The following is a 15465-nucleotide window of genomic DNA, read 5'->3' on the forward strand; positions in this document are numbered from 1 at the left end:
CGGGTGTCCTTTCGAGGGCGATCAGTCGGGAGGTCGTCAGGAGGTGATGGGCAGGGAGGTTCCCTGGGACCCTGGCGGGCTGAGGGGAGGACCGACGGCCCGTAGCGCGCCGGGGGTGCGGCCTCGTCCCCAGCCGATGTGCCGGCGGTAGCTGCCGAGCAGCCCCGTACGGTCCAGGTGGTCCTCGTCGCGGGCGGTGGAGTCGTCAGGCAGCGGGTGGGTCAGGGGCGCGACGAACAGGGCGTCGGCCGGGCAGTTCGCCTCGCACTGGAAGCAGGTCTGGCAGTCGTCGCGGCGGGCTAGTACCGGGATGCCGTCCTCGCCGCGGTCGAAGACATCGGTCGGGCAGACCCTGATGCACTTGTCGCAGGCGATGCAGCGTTCCGCCGAGACCAGTTCGATCATGAGGCCACCTCCAGGGCTGCGGCTGACGTGGCCGACGCGTCCGTCAGGGGCTCGACACGGGTCCACACCCGGTCCAGACCGCCCGTCGTGATGCGGTGGTGCTGACCGGGGTCCTGTGCCGGGAAGTCGAGCCGCTTGGCCATACCGCGGGTCTCGGTGCGGGCCAGTGCGGCCGCGTACATCCAGCGGGCGTGTGCCGCCATCGCCGCCGCTTGCCTCGCCCGTACTGTGTCCCCGCCCTGGGCGTGCAGAGAGGCGCGCGACTGCTCCCAGACGCTGTCGAGGACCTCCAGCGAGGCGGTGAGCCGGTCGCCGTGGCGCAGGTAGTTCTTCTCGTACGGCAGCACCTCGGCCTGGACCGCGGTGACGACCTCGCGGAAGTCCTCGGCCGGACCCGGTGTTCCGGTGGGCCGGAGACCGGCCCCACCCACGGCCACCAGGCGCCTCGTGGCGGCGCGTGCGCCGAGCGAGCGGGCGTGGCGGGCCGCGCCCCGGCCGGCCCAGATGCCGGAGGAGATGGCCCAGGCGGCGTTGTGGCTGCCGCCGCCGGTGAAGCCGCCGCAGATCAGCTCACGGGTCGCCGCGTCGCCGGCCGCGTACAGTCCGGGGACGGTGGTGGAGCAGTCGTCGCCGGTGATGCGGATGCCGCCGGTGCCGCGCACGGTGCCCTCGGCGAGGAGCGTGACGGCGAAGCGCTGGGTGAAGGGGTCGATGCCGAGCCGGTCGAAGGTGAGGAAGAAGTTGGGCTGGGCCAGCCGCATCGCCTGCCGGGCCGCCGCGTCCGCCCGGTCGAGGCGGCAGTACACCTTCTCGCTGAGCAGCGCCCGCGCGATCACGGACCGGCCGCCCTGGCTGGCCGCACCCTCCAGGACCGTGCCGTCCTCGTGGTAGAAGGTCGCGAACGAGTAGAACGCGGTCTTGGTGACGGAGGTGCCCTCGGGCGCGATGCCGTACGCGCCTGAGAACTCCATCCCCGACAGCTCCGCGCCCGCCTCGGCGGCGAACAGCGCGCCGTCGCCGGTGTTGACGTTGCAGCCGAGCGCGCCGCTGAGGAACGCGCAGCCGCCCGTGGCCAGGACGACCGCCCCGGCGCGCACCCGGTACGGCTGCCCGGCCTGCCGCCGGTGTCCCCGGGCCCCGGCGACCGCTCCGGAGAGATCGGTGAGCAGTTCGGTGACCGGGCTGTGGTCGAGGACGCGTGCCCCGGCCCGCTGCACGCGGATCCGCATCCTGCGCATGTACTCCGGCCCCTGGAGGCCGTTCCTGAGCTGTTTGCCGTCGGGCCCGGTCGGGAAGGGGTAGCGCCCCGCCGCCGCGAGCTCGTTCATCCCGGCGTATGTCTGGTCCAGCACCCGGGCCATCCAGCGCCGGTCGGCCAGGTATCCGCCGAGTCCCTCCCTGCTGGCCATGGCCGCCTCCCGAGCGGCGGGCTCCGGGGGGACGTACCAGACGCCGGTTCCGGCCGAGGCGGTGGCGCCGCTGGTGCCGCAGTAGCCCTTGTCGGCGAGGACGACGTCCGCCCCGGCCTGGGCCGCCTTGAGCGCGGCCCAGGTGGCCGCGGGGCCACCACCGACCACCAGGACGTCCGTGGTGAGGTCGAGACCGGTCATACCGCCACCTCCTCTCCTGCGGCTGTCGCGACCAGCCGGTTGGCGGGGCGGGCCAGGCCGTAGTTCTCGCGCAGGGTGCGGCCGGTGTACTCGGTACGGAACAGCCCGCGCCGCTGCAGGATCGGTACGACGTGGTCGACGAAGTCCTCCAGGCCGCCCGGCAGATGGGGCGGCATGATGTTGAAGCCGTCGGCGGCGCCCTCGGTGAACCACTCCTCGATCTCGTCGGCTATCTGCTCGGGAGTGCCGGCGAAGACGCGGTGGCCACGGCCGGCACCGAGGCGGGCGATGAGCTCACGCAAGGTCAGGCCGTCACGGCGGGCGAGTTCGGCGACGAGCGTGAAGCGGCTCTTGTTGCCGTTGATGTCCCGCTCCTCCGGCAGCTCGGGCAGAGGCCCGTCCAGCGGCAGCCCGGTCAGATCGGTGCCGAGCATCCCGGACAGCTGGGCGAGCCCGTACTCAGGCACCTGAAGATCCGTCAACTCCTGCTCCAAGAGCCGAGCTTCGGCTTCCGTCGAGCCGATGACGGGTGCGATGCCGGGAAGCACCAGCAGCTGGTCCCCGGTACGGCCGTAGCGGGCGAGCCGGGACTTGAGGTCCTTGTAGAAGGCCTGGCCGTCGGCGAGAGTCTGCTGGGCGGTGAAGACGGCCTCGGCGTACTGGGCGGCGAACTCCTTGCCGTCCTCCGACGAGCCGGCCTGTACCAGCAGCGGGTAGCCCTGCGGGGTGCGCGGTACGTTCAGGGGTCCCTGCACCCCGAAGTACTCCCCGCGGTGGTTGATCTCCCGCACCTTGTCGGTGTCGGCGTAGACGCCGCGCTCACGGTCGAGCAGGATCGCGTCGTCCTCCCAGCTGTCCCACAGCTTGGTGGCGACCTCGACGAACTCCCGCGCCCGCTCGTAGCGCAGCCCGTGCTCAAGGTGCTCCTCCTGCCCGAAGTTGCGGGCCTCGTTCACAGTTCCGGAGGTGACGATGTTCCAGCCCGCCCGGCCGCCGCTGATGTGGTCCAGGGAGGCGAACTTGCGGGCGGTGTGGAAGGGCTCGTTGAAGGTGGTGGAGACGGTGGCGATCAGACCGACGTGTTCGGTGACCGCCGCCAGGGCCGACAGCAGGGTGAGCGGTTCGAAGCCGCCGAGGGCGTTGTAGCGGACCTTCCCCCACAGGGCGAGTCCGTCGGCGAGGAAGACGGAGTCGAGCAGACCGCGCTCGGCGGTGCGCGCGAGGTGCTGGAAGTAGCGCAGGTCGGTGACGCGTTCGGGCTGGGTGCGCGGGTGTCGCCAGGCGGCGTCGTGGTGGCCTGCGTTCATCAGGAAGGCGTTGAGATGCAGCTGACGGGGTCTGGGCGCGGTCATGGGGTTCCTCGGATCGGGGGCCGGTGAGCGGAGCGGGTGACAGGGGGAGGAGCAGAGGGCGGAGAGGGGAGGGGCGGTGACGGGTGGGGTCAGCCGCCCGCGGGTACGCGCCAGGAGCTGAGCCGGCGCTCGACGGTCACCAGGAACTGGTTGAAGACCACGCCTATGGCGGAGATCGTGATGATGCCCGCGTACATCTGCGGGATCGCGAAGTTGTACTGCGAGGCATTGATCAGATAGCCGAGGCCCGCCTTGGCACCGATCATCTCGGCGGCGACCAGCACCAGGATCGACACCGCTCCGGCCAGCCGGATGCCGGTGAACATCACCGGCACCGAGGCCGGCAGGATGACCTTCTGGAACAGCCGGGGCGCGGACAGGTCCATCGACTTCGCCAGCTTCAGCAGGGTCGGATCGACGTGGCGGACAGCGCTGATGGTGTTGAGCAGGATCGGCCAGGCGCAGGCGTACACCACGATGGAGATCTTCGAGGTCTCGCCGATTCCCAGCAACAGGACGAACACCGGCAGCAGGGCCAGCGCCGCGGTGTTGCGGAACACCTCAAGCAGCGGTCCGAGGAGGTCGGCGACCGGCCGGTACCAGCCGATCAGCAGCCCGAGCGGTACGGCGACGGCCACGGCGATACCGAATCCGCCGAACGAACGCGCCAGGCTGGCACGCGCGTTGTCGGCGAGCTGACCGTCTGCGGCGAGCCCCCACCAGGCGTCGGCGACCTCGCTGAACGGCGGCAGGAAGGTCCGGTCCACCAGACCGGCTCGTGGCGCGATCTCCCACAGCAGGAGCAGGGCCACGATGGCCGCGGACTTGGTCGCCCCCTTCAGCAGCAGGTGCGGCAGTCGGCGGACCGTCCGCAGCGCTGTCCGGCGGACACGGGTCGTGAGGAAGGGGGCCCGGCGCGCGTCCGGGGGTGATGAGGCGCCGGGCGTGGGTGCGGTGGATGTGCCGGCCTCAGGGGACGTGGCGGACTCGGCGGGCTCGGTGAGGGAAGCTGCCCGGACTTTTTCCGTCGTGCTCGCCGCGTCGGTCGTGGTGGCCGCGTGGGTCGCGTCGGCCTTCTCCGTGGTCGTGCCGGTCGTGGAACTCATACGGAGGCCTCCTCCTTCTCCAACTGCTGGGCCCTGGCCACCTCGTCGTGCAGCAGCGACCAGATCTCGTGGCGGTGCCGTGCGAACTCGGCACTGGAGCGAGGGTCGTCCGTCGCCGCACGGGAGCCGAGGGCGACCGGCACGATCTGCTTGATCCGGCCGGGCCTCGACGTCATGACGGCGACGCGCTGTCCCAGGTAGACGGCCTCGTCGATGCCGTGGGTGATGAAGACGACGGTCTTGCCGGTGCGCTGCCAGATGCGCAGGAGTTCGTCCTGGAGCGACTCCCGGGTCTGGGCGTCCAGCGCGGCGAACGGCTCGTCCATCAACAGCACATCGGGGTCATAGGCGAGGCTGCGGGCGATCGCCACCCGCTGCCGCATTCCGCCCGACAGCTCGTGCGGATGGCGGTCCTCGAACCCCGTCAGGCCGACCAGGTCCAGGAACTCCCGGGCGCGTGCGGCACGTCGGCGCCGTGGGACGCCGGTGGCTTCCAGTCCGAACTCGACGTTGCCCTGTGCCGTGCGCCACGGCAGCAGCGCGTACTGCTGGAAGACGATGCCCCGGTCCAGGCCCGGCCCGGTGACGGGTTCGCCGTCCAGCAGGATCCGTCCGCCAGTGGGCTGGGTGAGGCCGCCGAGCAGTTCCAGCAGTGTCGACTTTCCGCAGCCGCTGGGACCGACCAGGACGACGAACTCGCCGTCCGCTATCTCCAGGTCGATACCGTCGAGGGCGGTGAAACGGGTGGTCTGCCCGTCCCCCGTACGGTCCTTGACGGTGAAGTCCTTCCGTACGTCCTCGAACACGATCTTGGGCGTCGTGCATTGCGTGGTGTCTTCCGGCATGGGATCAGCTCCCGCTCTTCGCGGCGGAGGACTTCTTGTAGGCGTTGAACTCATTGGTGTAGAGGTCCGACAGCGTGACCTGGCCCTTCTTGATGTCGCCCCGCTCGGCCAGCCAGTCGATCCACAACTGGAGTTCCTTGCCGGTGATCCGGCCCGCTGTTTCCGCGACGCCGTAGGACCGCCAGAACTTCAGCGGTGCGGTGTCCTCGTTGCGGCCGCGCTTCTCCACGATCTCCGTCATCCGGTCGACGACCTCGTCGTGCGGAGTGGAACGGGACCACTCGATGGCCCGCCCCACGGCGGTGACGAAGGTCCGGGCCGTGTCGGGGTTCTGCTTCAGGAAGTGGTCTGTCATCACGTACGTGCCGGCGCTGAACGCGCCCAGCAGCTGGTAGTCCGTGAACAGTGGGCGGATACCGCCGGTCTCCAGGGCCTTGTCGCGCAGGATGCCGCCGAGTACGGCCACGTCGATCTGCTTCTGGCGCAAGGACTGCTCGGTGTTGACCGGGGGCACCACGAGCGGCTCGACCTTGTCGATGTCGGCCTGGGACAGACCGCCTCGCTGAAGGTAGATGTCGAGCATGGCCTCGGAGTGGGCTCCGAGGGTGTTCATCCCGACCTTCTTGCCGATCAGGTCCCGGGCCGAGCGGATCGGGCTGTCCTTGAGGACGTAGAAGCCGTTGTAGGCGTACTTGTCGGCGCCGTAGTAACTGATGACGGCCTTGATGGGAGCGTTGTTGGCGGCCAGCTTGACGACCGCGCCGTTGAACGCGCCGCCGAAGTCGACCTGACCCGTGGCCGCGGACTGGATGTCCTGCGGTCCGCTGATCGTGTTGCCGACCCACTGCAGCTTCACGTCCTCCAGATAGCCGAGATCCTCGGCCAGTTCGGGCAATGTGACCTGTCCGGCCCAGCCCTGGTATCTCAGCGTCTTGGTCTGGTTTTTGGCGGCCGGTGTCCCGGACGCGGTCGTGCCGCAGCTCACCGACACCGCCGAAAGACCGAGAAGGGTGAGGAAGTGACGTCGGGTCGATGCCGTCGTGGCCATGGCAGGTTCCTGTTCGGGAAACGGGGAAAGGAAGGGCAGACGTCGAACGGCGGAGAAAAGATCTCGGCAGAATTGGCTATGACGAGGGCCGACGTCTGGTGAAAAAAGCAGCGGCTTGCGAGAGGCCGACTGTGAAATGGAGCGAAGGGGAGCTGTGCCTGTCAGTGAGTGCGGCGGCCGACGGCACAGATGGCGCTGGCCTGACGTCGCAGATCGACGTGCAGGCGCGCGGCGAGGGTCTCGGACTTGCTCACAGCCACGAGCGTTGCAGCGAAATCCAGCCAGGTCAATGTCGCTTGCGTACGCGTCATATGTTCTCAACGGCCCGACATGCGAATGAAGCGCGGCGTTCACAATTGTCTGGATGGGCGGTGAGGTGGTGGCTGCCGTTTTATGCCGCCACTGCCGTCAGCGCAGTGACTGCACGGCGTAGAGGGCACCGAGGGCGGTGGCCAGGGGGCCGAGCAGGAGACGTAGTGCCGTTTCGGGCAGCCGAGGTTGCAGGTGTGCCCCGAGGCAGCCGCCGATCAGTCCGCCGAGGCCGCAGGCCAGACCGAGGTATACCAGTCAGGGGCGATGTCACCGGAGGGACAGCAGCGCGAAGGCCGTGGCCCCGGTCACGGAGGCGGTGAACGTGGAGGCGAGGGCGGCCGGTGCCACGCGGGCGACGGGCATGCCCCGGCCGCCCAGTATGGGGCCGAGGGCGGAATCGTTCTCCCCGACCGTCTCCGCCTCCCGGTCAGGCGGGAAGGACGAACGGAGGGTGGGCGCCGTTGAGGAAGTACTCCCCGATATCGCGGAGCCGGTGGGCGACGGGCTCGTACAGGGTGTGGGTTCGGGCATTGCGCCAGAACCGGTCGAAGCCCAGCCGTGCGGAGGCGGAGCGGGCGCCGATGATGTCGAGGGCGCGGGTGGTGGACTCCTGCGCTGCCCGGGCCGCGGCGGTTTCGGCCATGGCCACGAGGGCGGAGATGTCCGCAGACTCGTCGTAGGTGAGGGCTTCGCCGCGCTCAAGACCGCACTGCACGGCTTCCAGTGCCTGATCGGTGAGTGCCGACGCGGAGCGGGTGAGGACGGTGAGTTCTCCGTAGGCGGTCTGCACCTGCGGGTCGTGCGGGGTGCCGGTCGGCCAGGCGGTGTGCGAGGGTACGTGGCCCGTCCTGCTGTACTCACGGGCTTCGGTGAGCGCTCCCTCGGCCATGCCGAGAAGGAGTTGGGCGGAGAAGAGACGCCCGACCGGAGATACCAGGGCGGCCCGGGGCGACAGCAGGTCCTCGTCCGCGGACAGAGAGCCGAGCACCTCGTCCGCACCCACCGGGACGTTGTCGAACTCCACGCTGCCGCCGGCCGCGAGCCGCTGGCCGAAGGTGTCGGTATCGCCGTCGATCACCACACCGCGACGGGAGGGATCCACCACGACGGCGAGCGGTTCACCCGTGTTCTCCCGCACGGCGCGCACAGCGAGACGATCGGCGACCAGGACCCCGGTGGTGTAGCTCTGCCGGCCGACGAGCACCCGTCCCTTGGAGGTCCTGGCCAGCATCAGAGGCGGCTCCTGACGCGCGAAACCGCCGCCCCAGCACCACTGTTCGGCTGCGGCCCGCTCCTCTGTCTGCTCGGCGAGAGCGGACCCGGCGAAGAACCGGGCGCTCCACGACAGGAAGTAGTGACAGCCGAGCAGTTGACCGATCGCGCCGTCGGCCGCGGCGATCTCCCGGACGACGGCGTAGGCCGTGGGCCAGTCCGCGCCGCCTCCCCGGGACTCGTCCGACGTCAGGAGCGTCAGCAGTCCCGCCTCGCGCAGCCGGGACACCTCGTCGATCGGGGCCTTGCCCGCCTGCTCCCGGGCCGCCGCGTCCGTGGCCAGGTCGTCCGCGGCCTCGCGGGCCACGCGCAGCCAGTGCGCATGGCCAGGCCCGGTTCGGTCGGACGGCGAGGCGGGGCGGGACGGCGCGGAGGCAAGGCCCATGGAAGTGGTCTCCTCAAGATCGGCCGCAGGGCGCGGCGTTGGAGCTCTCCTGCTGGTCGGGCACGTACTTGTAGCCCACGCGCCGAACGGTGACGATGCGATGCCGGTGAGCTTCGCCCAGCTTGCGACGCAGGCGGGCGATGTGGACATCCACGGTGCGGCCGTCGCCGATGTGGTCGTAGCCCCAGACGGCGGCCACCAGCCGATCACGTGTCTGCACGTGGTGGGGATGCTGAACGAGATGCGCCAGCAGCTCGAACTCCAGGTAGGTGAGGTCCAGTTCGCGTCCGTCCACCTCAGCGACATGTCGCTGCGGATCGATGCGGACGACATCGTCCGCCGTCCGCCGGACAGGGGCCGACTCCGCGGTGACGACCGGTCGGATCTCGGGCCGTGGCCTGTCCTTGGCGAAGAGCTCGGTGGGATCGGTGCCCTCGGGGACGAGCACGAGGTAGCCGACGAGCGGCGCGGAAGTGTGTCCCTGGGTGTCTCTCTGCGCGGTATCGCCCACCAGACGGAGGCGGGGTGTGTCGGAGCGGCGCGGATCGTGTGGGGTGGCCTGGGCCGGAGTTGCCGTGGTCATGGCGGTTGTCCCTCAGAAGTGTGTCGGGCCATCAGGCGCAGCGGGAGAATTCGCCTGATCGCCTGTGAAGGTGGGAGCGGAGTGGCACGGGCGAAGGTGGGAGCCGCGTGCCCTACGCGCGGCAGCAGGCGGCACTGACGACGTGACCAAAGTCGACATGCCGACGACGAACGAGTCGTTGCTGCTTACGGGACATGTTCATCATCCTGCGCACCCCCGGCGGACGCAGTCAAGGCTTCCCTAGTAATTCCATAGGAAAAGTAGGGAAGGTCTCACACTCTGAGAGGCCGGCCGTTCACCGGAGACGTAGCCGTCTCAGCCTCGGTGGCGCTCAGGGCACGCAGGAGCGCGCGGGCGACCGCGTCGTTCTGGCGGAAGGCGGGTGCGTTGGTGCGGGGGCGGGCGAAGGCGGCGACGGCCCGGCTGTTGGTGGGGGCGCCGAGGGCGATGCGGCGGGGGTGGGGGCTGTCGAGGGACGGGTCGATCAGGTGGCCGTCCGTGGGGGAGACCGCGAGCAGGCCGGAGCGGTGGGTGTGGGTGGGGTCGGCGATGACCTCCTCGGCGAGTGCGCCTTCCCGATACAGGCCCCGCAGGAGTGGGTCCTCGGTGCGGTCCAGAGAGGGGCCCGGCAGGTACGCCTCGATGAGGGCGGTGGCGTGGGTGGTGTGGCCGGGGACGGTGGGGCTGGTCGCGGTGAAGGTGCCGGTGCTCTCGTCGGTGTCGATCCGGATGCCGGCGCCCAGGAAGCGGACGATCCCGGACCGGGACAGCGCGAGGAGTTGGCGCAGGCGGAAGCCTGGCGGGCCGGAGGCGAGGAAGCCGAAGAAGCCGTGCCACCAGCCGTCGAGTTGCTCGGCGACGGAATGCGCGGTCAGTCGCCCCGCCGCGACCAGGCGGGGCAGTTGCCCGTAGACCGAGAGCAGGGCGAGGAATGCCCCGAGGTCGGCGCTGAACTCCGGGTCCTCGCGGCGGGCGACGTCGCGGGTGATGTGGTCGCGCAGGTGGTCCTGGAAGGCCTCCGGCGTGGGGAACGTGAGGCCGTCCAGCGGATGGTCCAGGGCTTCGAAGTCGAGGCGGTCCGCCGGGTCGGGTATGGCTGTGGCCACGAGGGTCGCCATGTCCTCGTCGTACCAGCCCAGGCGGTCGTAGGCGGCGACGAAATCCGGCCAGGGGAGGGCCGTGCGCTCGGGGTGGGCGTGGAAGAGCTCGTGGTAGTGGCCGAAGCCGATCTCCTTGGCCATCAGCGGCCACACATCGCGCCGCAGGTCCAGCGGGCGGTCCTCGGCGAGCAGCGCGTCGATCGCCTCGGGGCCGAAGCAGCGCGGCAGTGGGGGCCGCGGGCCCTGGAGTTGGTAGCGCGTCTTGGAGTGGTACGGCACCCCGCGCCGCGATCCGACGTGCAGGACGGGCTCGCGGCCGGACGGGAGGTAGGTGAGGGTGCCGTCGGCCTCGGTGCGGTATCTGCCGCCGCGGCCCTCGGTGAGCAGGGTCATCAGGTCGATGAAGGCGAGCCCGAAGCCGCGCAGGATGACGTGCTCGCCGGGTCGCAGTGCGGACAGGTCGGCGTCGGCGGAGAACTCGGGCGGGAGGTGGAAGCGGCCGTGCCGGCGGGCGAAGGCGGCGTGGTCGCGGTGCTCGGCGGCGGGCCTGGAGCCGAGGTGGCCCTGGGCCAGGATCACCAGGTCGGCGGTGAGCGGAGTGGCGCGGTCGGCCAGGTGCACCTGCTGCGGGCCGTCCGGGGGGCCGGTGACGGCGGTCGCGGTGGTGGGGTGCCACTCGACCGTGACGGTGGGCGGTAGCTGGGCCAGCGCCCTGCGGAACACCCAGTCGAGGTAGGCGCTCTGGGTGCGGCGGGTGGGGAAGTCGGACCCGTCGAGCGTGCGCAGTTCGGCGAGCACGTCAGGGTCGGTGGGTTCGGCGTACGGGGCGTGGCGCGGGCTCCGGCCGGAGAACTGGGCGGCCCACTCGGCAAGGGAAGGGCCCGGCTGTACCGGGCCGTCGATCGTGGAGGACTCGTCGGTGAACATGGTGACGTCCTCGGCCATGGAGTTCATCCGCAGCAGCGCCGACTGCTCGTGGCGCCAGACGCGTCCCGGGCCGGGCGGGTGCGGGTCCACCAGATGGATGCGCAACTCCCGTACGTCGTCCCACAGTTCGGGCGCGTTGGCGGCGATGCGCTCCAGCAGGCCCGTGGCGCGCGGCCCCGCGCCGACGACGACCAGGACGGCCGGCGAAGGGGTGCTGCTCACCGGTCACCGCCGATCGCCGGGCGGGCGTCGGCAGCCGTGGCCGCGTTCAGCCGGCGGCGCACGGCGGTGAGGTGGCCGCGCAGCCGTTGCAGCGGGGTCGGCGGCAGGGCACGGGAGTTGCCGCGGGCGTAGTACCGCTCGACGTGGAACTGGCCCGCGCTGAGCACGGTGGTGACCGCGATGTACCAGAGGGTGGCGACCATCAGCAGCGGGATGACCTGGTAGGTCTGGTTGTAGATCAGCTGCACCGAGTACAGCAGGTCGTGCACGGCCAGCACGCTGACGATGCTGGTGCCCTTGAGGGTGCCGATCAGCAGGTCCACGCCGCTGCTGGTGCAGCCACTCAGCGTGCGCAGAACGGGGTTGGCCGACAGCCGCATCACCGCGAGCACGGTGCCGAGCAGGAATCCGAGCACCATCACCACAGCCGTCAGCCACAGGGACAGCAGCAGTCCGTCGAGCACGGCGGCGGTGGTGAAGTACCGGCCCACCACGTCCCACTGGAAGGCGTCGTTGCGGACGACGGAGTTGAGCACCATCGCGAACAGCAGCAGCGCGACCGCAGCGGTCAGCCACCGGCCGACGTGTCGGCGCGGCACGATCCGCGGCACGTCGGGGCCAGGCGCGCTCGCCCGTTTCGGGGGTTTCGTCGCAGGGGCCGGCGTGACTTCGGAAGGCGTGACCATCGAGAGGCTCTCCGGGGGAGGGGATCGCAGGCGTGGGTGACCACCCGGTGGCACTCGCAGGGAGCGCAACGGCACAGGCGCTGCGTGCATACGGTGCGGCCGGGGCTCGGTGTCGTCACATTCGCCGCGTCCCTCAACGCGGCCGGGAAGGCTGCCGGGCAGGGCGGCCGATCCGCTGTCGATCGTATGGGCCCAGGGCATCGATGTGTCAACAGTGCCCAGGACAGCGCCAGCCCGGGGCGGTCCGGCATCCGGGCGCTGCTTGACGAGCGCCACGATGTACTGCTCAATTGGTCGCATGTATGCCCAGCGGCGCTTGGTCTCGCGCGATCACATCGACTTCGGTCGGGTGTGGTCCGCCGCGTGTTGCGCCTGACTCGGCAGCGGGCCGTCTGACCGGCCCTTCCCTCCCTCGGTGACCCCGTCGCGGGCCGAGTTCTCTCCCCACGCGCGCTGCCGCAGCTCTGCTTCTCCCGACGCTCGACGTCGTCACGACTGCACCGACCCGTCTGCCTGACGGGCTGTTCACTCATGCCTGCACGCAAGGCGATTCCGCCTGCCTGCGTGCCGCCGCAACCCCTGAAAGGCCATGCCCATGCCCGTGGAGTTCCTCGGCATCGCCGCCACCAACGACGGCTCCGAAACCACGCCCCGCTCCGGCGCCGCGTTCGACAAGGAGTACACGCTCCGGCTCGCCCGGGCCCACGAGGACCACGGCTGGGACCGGGTGCTGTTCGCCTACGGCTCCGGGTCCCCGGACCCCGCCCCGGCCGCCGCGTACATCGCGAGCAGGCTGGAGCGCCTGCAGATCCTGCTCGCCCACCGGCCCAACGTCTCCTACCCCACCTTCGCCGCCAAGACCTTCGCCACCCTCGACCAGATCAGCGAGGGCCGTCTGACCGTGCACTTCATCACCGGCGGCAACGACCACGAGCAGGGCCGCGAGGGCGACACCCTCACCAAGGACGAGCGCTACGCCCGCACCCGCGAGTACATCCGGATCGTCAAGAAGATCTGGACCACCCACGAGCCCTTCGACCACGAGGGCGAGCACTACCGCTTCGACGACTTCGTCAGCGACGTCTTCCCCGTCCAACAGCCCCGACCGAATGTCTCGTTCGGCGGCTCGTCCCCTGCCGCGTACGCCGCCGGAGGCGCCGAGGCCGACATCTACTGCCTGTGGGGCGAGCCGCTGGCGAAGACCGCCGAGCAGATCGAGAACGTGAAGGCCGCCGCGCAGGCCGCGGGCCGCACCGACGTGCCGCGCATCCAGGTGGCGTTCCGCCCGATCATCGCCCCGACCGAGGAGCTGGCCTGGGAGAAGGCCCACCGCACAGTCGGCGCGATCAAGGCCCGCAAGGAGCAAGGCGAGGCGATCACCAAGCGCCACAACGGGCACACCCAGCCGCAGAACGCCGGATCGCAACGGCTGCTCGCCATCGCCGAGGCGGGGGAGCGCTACGACCGCGCCCTGTGGACCCCGACCGCCGCAGCGACCGGCGGCGCGGGCAACTCCAACGCCCTCGTCGGCACGCCGGAGACGGTCGCCCAGGCACTCCTCGACTACTACGACCTCGGCGTCGACATCCTCTCCGCCCGCGGCTACGACCTGCTGGGCGACGCCATCGACTTCGGCCGGTACGTGATCCCGATCGTCCGCGAGGAGGTCGCCAAGCGCGACGCCGAACGGGCGGCACGCGGGACGCAAACCCTTGCGGCGGTGGGCGAATGACCTCCGTAGCCCAACCATCCTGGTCTGCAGTGGATGTGACAGTGGGCGGGGCCCCGGGGCCGGTGCCCGGGGTGGCCGCGCCGGGCGGCGCGATGTCGAGGACCTCGTCCAGTACAACGACGGCTTCCGCACCGGCCTGATCGGCACCCCCGAGCCCTGCCCTGGGTCCGTGAACTGGAGACCCGGGAAGCCGAGTCCGAGCCCGTCGACGCCCGAGTCTGACCGCCATCCGCATCCGACACGACCCTGAAAGGTCCTCGCATGGCCACCGTCCTGTCCGTCTCCGGAAGCCCCTCCGTCACCTCCCGCACCGCCCGGCTGCTGCGCCACCTCGACGGCCGGCTCAGGGCCCAGGGGCACGACGTCATCCCCTTCGACGTCCGTACGCTCCCGCCCGAGGCCCTGCTGCACGCCGACTTCCGGCATCCGGCGATCGTCGAGGCCACCGCCCTGTTCGAACGGGTGGACGGGGTTGTGATCGGCACCCCCGTCTACAAGGCCGCCTACTCCGGGCTGCTGAAGGCGCTGCTGGACCTGCTCCCGCAGTACGCGCTGGCCGGCAAGACCATCCTCCCGCTGGCCACCGGCGGTACCACCGCCCACGTCCTGGCCATCGACTACGCCCTGCGTCCCGTGCTGAACTCCATGGGACCCGCCCACATCACGCCCGGCTGGTTCACGCTCGACAAGGACATCAGCGTGGCCGACGACGGCACCCTGACCGTCGCACCGGGCCCCGCCGAGGCCCTGGCCCAGGTCACCGACCAGTTCTCGCTGGCGCTCGGTGGCCGCTCGACCCTGCTGGCGGCCACCGGATGAGCGCCGCGACCGTGATCGCCGATGATGCCGAGGCCCTCGCCGTCGCGGCCGAACTGGCCGCGGACTTCTGCAAGGACGCCGCCGAGCGGGACGCCCGGCGGCTGCCGCACGCGGAACTGGAGCGGCTGTCCGCGTCCGGGCTGCTCGCCGTGACGGTGCCCGCGCAGTTCGGCGGCGCGGACGTCAGCACCGAGACACTCGCGGAGATCTTCCGGCTGCCGGCCTCGGCCGACGCCGGCCTCGCCCAGATCCCGCAGAGTCACTTCGTGTACGTCAATGTTCTCCGCCGACAGGGGACGCAGGCGCAGAAGGAGTTCTTCTTCGGCGAGGTGCTCGCGGGCAAGCGGTTCGGCAACGCCCAGTCCGAGGCGGGCACCAGCCATGTGCAGGACATCCGTACGCGGCTCGCGAGGCGCCCCGACGGGTCGTACGTCCTCGACGGCGTCAAGCACTACTCCACCGGCGCGCTGTTCGCCGACTGGATCCCCCGTCCTCGCCCGGTCGTGGACGACCGAGACGGCATGGGCCAGCGCACCACCGCCGGTGGAACCGTCCGCCTGGAGTCGGTGCCCGTCCCGGCCGACCGGGTCGTGCCGCACCACCTCACCTTCCAAGGCCCCCAACCGTGGAGTTCGTCCGCACCAAGAGCCGCCCCTGGTTCGAGAGCGTCGACGAAGGCCACCCGACCGCCGCCGAGGACCCCCTGCTGATCCAACGGTTCGGTGAACTGGCGATCCGTGTCCGGCCGCCGACGCGCTGCTCGCCACCGCGGCCAGGTCCGTGGACGCGGCCCGCGCCGACCTGACCGACGACTTCGCCGCGGAGGCATCCATCGCGGTGGCCGCCGCCAAGGTGACGGCGGCGGAGGCCGCCCTGGAGGTCGGCAGCGCCCTCTTCGAGGTCTCCGGCACCCGGTCGGCGCTCGACTCCCTGGGCCTGCACCGCCATGGGCGCGACGCCCGCACCCACACGCTGCACGACCCGGCCCGCTGGAAGATCCAGCACATCGGCCGCTACCTGCTCAACGGCACACGGCCGCCCCGGCACGGCCTGCTCTGACG

13 protein-coding genes and 2 pseudogenes are annotated in these 15465 nt (G+C 70.8%); 3 read left to right on the top strand and 12 right to left on the bottom strand.

The features are described 5' to 3' along the window. Nucleotides 1-36: 36 nt before the first annotated feature. The 12 genes and pseudogenes from NW895_RS26550 to NW895_RS26600 all read right to left on the bottom strand — a co-directional run bounded on the left by NW895_RS26550 (nucleotide 37) and on the right by NW895_RS26600 (nucleotide 11853). A complete protein-coding gene (locus NW895_RS26550; RefSeq protein WP_289938597.1) occupies nucleotides 37-405 on the bottom strand; it encodes a ferredoxin family protein in 369 nt (122 codons plus the stop codon). Continuing rightward, nucleotides 402-2015 carry an FAD-binding protein gene (locus tag NW895_RS26555; protein WP_289938598.1) on the bottom strand — a complete coding sequence of 538 codons (1614 nt, stop codon included), beginning with the start codon at nucleotides 2013-2015 and terminating at the stop codon, nucleotides 402-404. The genes NW895_RS26550 and NW895_RS26555 overlap by 4 nt, the downstream gene beginning before the upstream one ends. Beyond that, complete coding sequence (locus NW895_RS26560) at nucleotides 2012-3367, bottom strand: LLM class flavin-dependent oxidoreductase (protein ID WP_289938599.1); 1356 nt, start codon at nucleotides 3365-3367, stop codon at nucleotides 2012-2014. Before NW895_RS26560 ends, NW895_RS26555 begins: the two co-directional genes overlap by 4 nt. An 89-nt stretch (nucleotides 3368-3456) precedes the next feature. Next, a complete protein-coding gene (locus tag NW895_RS26565) occupies nucleotides 3457-4473 on the bottom strand; it encodes an ABC transporter permease (RefSeq protein ID WP_289938600.1) in 1017 nt (338 codons plus the stop codon). Then, on the bottom strand, nucleotides 4470-5318 hold the full coding sequence (locus tag NW895_RS26570; protein WP_289938601.1) for an ABC transporter ATP-binding protein: 849 nt from the start codon (nucleotides 5316-5318) through the stop codon (nucleotides 4470-4472). The genes NW895_RS26565 and NW895_RS26570 overlap by 4 nt, the downstream gene beginning before the upstream one ends. A gap of 4 nt (nucleotides 5319-5322) precedes the next feature. Then, nucleotides 5323-6366: an ABC transporter substrate-binding protein gene (locus NW895_RS26575; RefSeq protein ID WP_289938602.1), complete on the bottom strand. Its 1044-nt coding sequence runs from the start codon at nucleotides 6364-6366 to the stop codon at nucleotides 5323-5325. 161 nt (nucleotides 6367-6527) lie between these two features. Continuing rightward, nucleotides 6528-6620, bottom strand: coding sequence for a putative leader peptide (locus tag NW895_RS41270; protein ID WP_354670109.1), 93 nt, complete (start codon nucleotides 6618-6620; stop codon nucleotides 6528-6530). 154 nt (nucleotides 6621-6774) lie between these two features. Further along, a pseudogene (locus tag NW895_RS26580) lies at nucleotides 6775-7074 on the bottom strand (sulfite exporter TauE/SafE family protein); the annotation flags it as partial. 31 nt (nucleotides 7075-7105) lie between these two features. Next, a complete protein-coding gene (locus NW895_RS26585) occupies nucleotides 7106-8335 on the bottom strand; it encodes an acyl-CoA dehydrogenase family protein (protein ID WP_289938603.1) in 1230 nt (409 codons plus the stop codon). A gap of 13 nt (nucleotides 8336-8348) precedes the next feature. Next, complete coding sequence (locus NW895_RS26590; RefSeq protein WP_289938604.1) at nucleotides 8349-8918, bottom strand: winged helix-turn-helix domain-containing protein; 570 nt, start codon at nucleotides 8916-8918, stop codon at nucleotides 8349-8351. A 272-nt stretch (nucleotides 8919-9190) separates the two neighbouring features. Further along, nucleotides 9191-11167 (bottom strand): FAD/NAD(P)-binding protein, encoded by a 1977-nt coding sequence (locus tag NW895_RS26595; RefSeq protein ID WP_289938606.1) that lies wholly within the window; start codon nucleotides 11165-11167, stop codon nucleotides 9191-9193. After that, nucleotides 11164-11853, bottom strand: coding sequence for a hypothetical protein (locus NW895_RS26600; protein ID WP_289938607.1), 690 nt, complete (start codon nucleotides 11851-11853; stop codon nucleotides 11164-11166). Before NW895_RS26600 ends, NW895_RS26595 begins: the two co-directional genes overlap by 4 nt. A gap of 595 nt (nucleotides 11854-12448) precedes the next feature. Here NW895_RS26600 and NW895_RS26605 point away from each other — a divergent pair. The 3 genes and pseudogenes from NW895_RS26605 (at nucleotide 12449) to NW895_RS26615 (ending at nucleotide 15463) form a co-directional block, all read left to right on the top strand. Then, nucleotides 12449-13585 carry an LLM class flavin-dependent oxidoreductase gene (locus NW895_RS26605; protein WP_289938744.1) on the top strand — a complete coding sequence of 379 codons (1137 nt, stop codon included), beginning with the start codon at nucleotides 12449-12451 and terminating at the stop codon, nucleotides 13583-13585. A gap of 261 nt (nucleotides 13586-13846) precedes the next feature. Then, on the top strand, nucleotides 13847-14404 hold the full coding sequence (gene ssuE, locus NW895_RS26610; protein WP_289938609.1) for an NADPH-dependent FMN reductase: 558 nt from the start codon (nucleotides 13847-13849) through the stop codon (nucleotides 14402-14404). Beyond that, nucleotides 14401-15463 (top strand): annotated as a pseudogene (locus NW895_RS26615) (acyl-CoA dehydrogenase family protein). Before ssuE ends, NW895_RS26615 begins: the two are co-directional and overlap by 4 nt. Nucleotides 15464-15465 lie beyond the last annotated feature (2 nt).

It is taken from the genome of Streptomyces sp. S.PNR 29, from assembly GCF_030386795.1.
Lineage (GTDB): Bacteria > Actinomycetota > Actinomycetes > Streptomycetales > Streptomycetaceae > Streptomyces.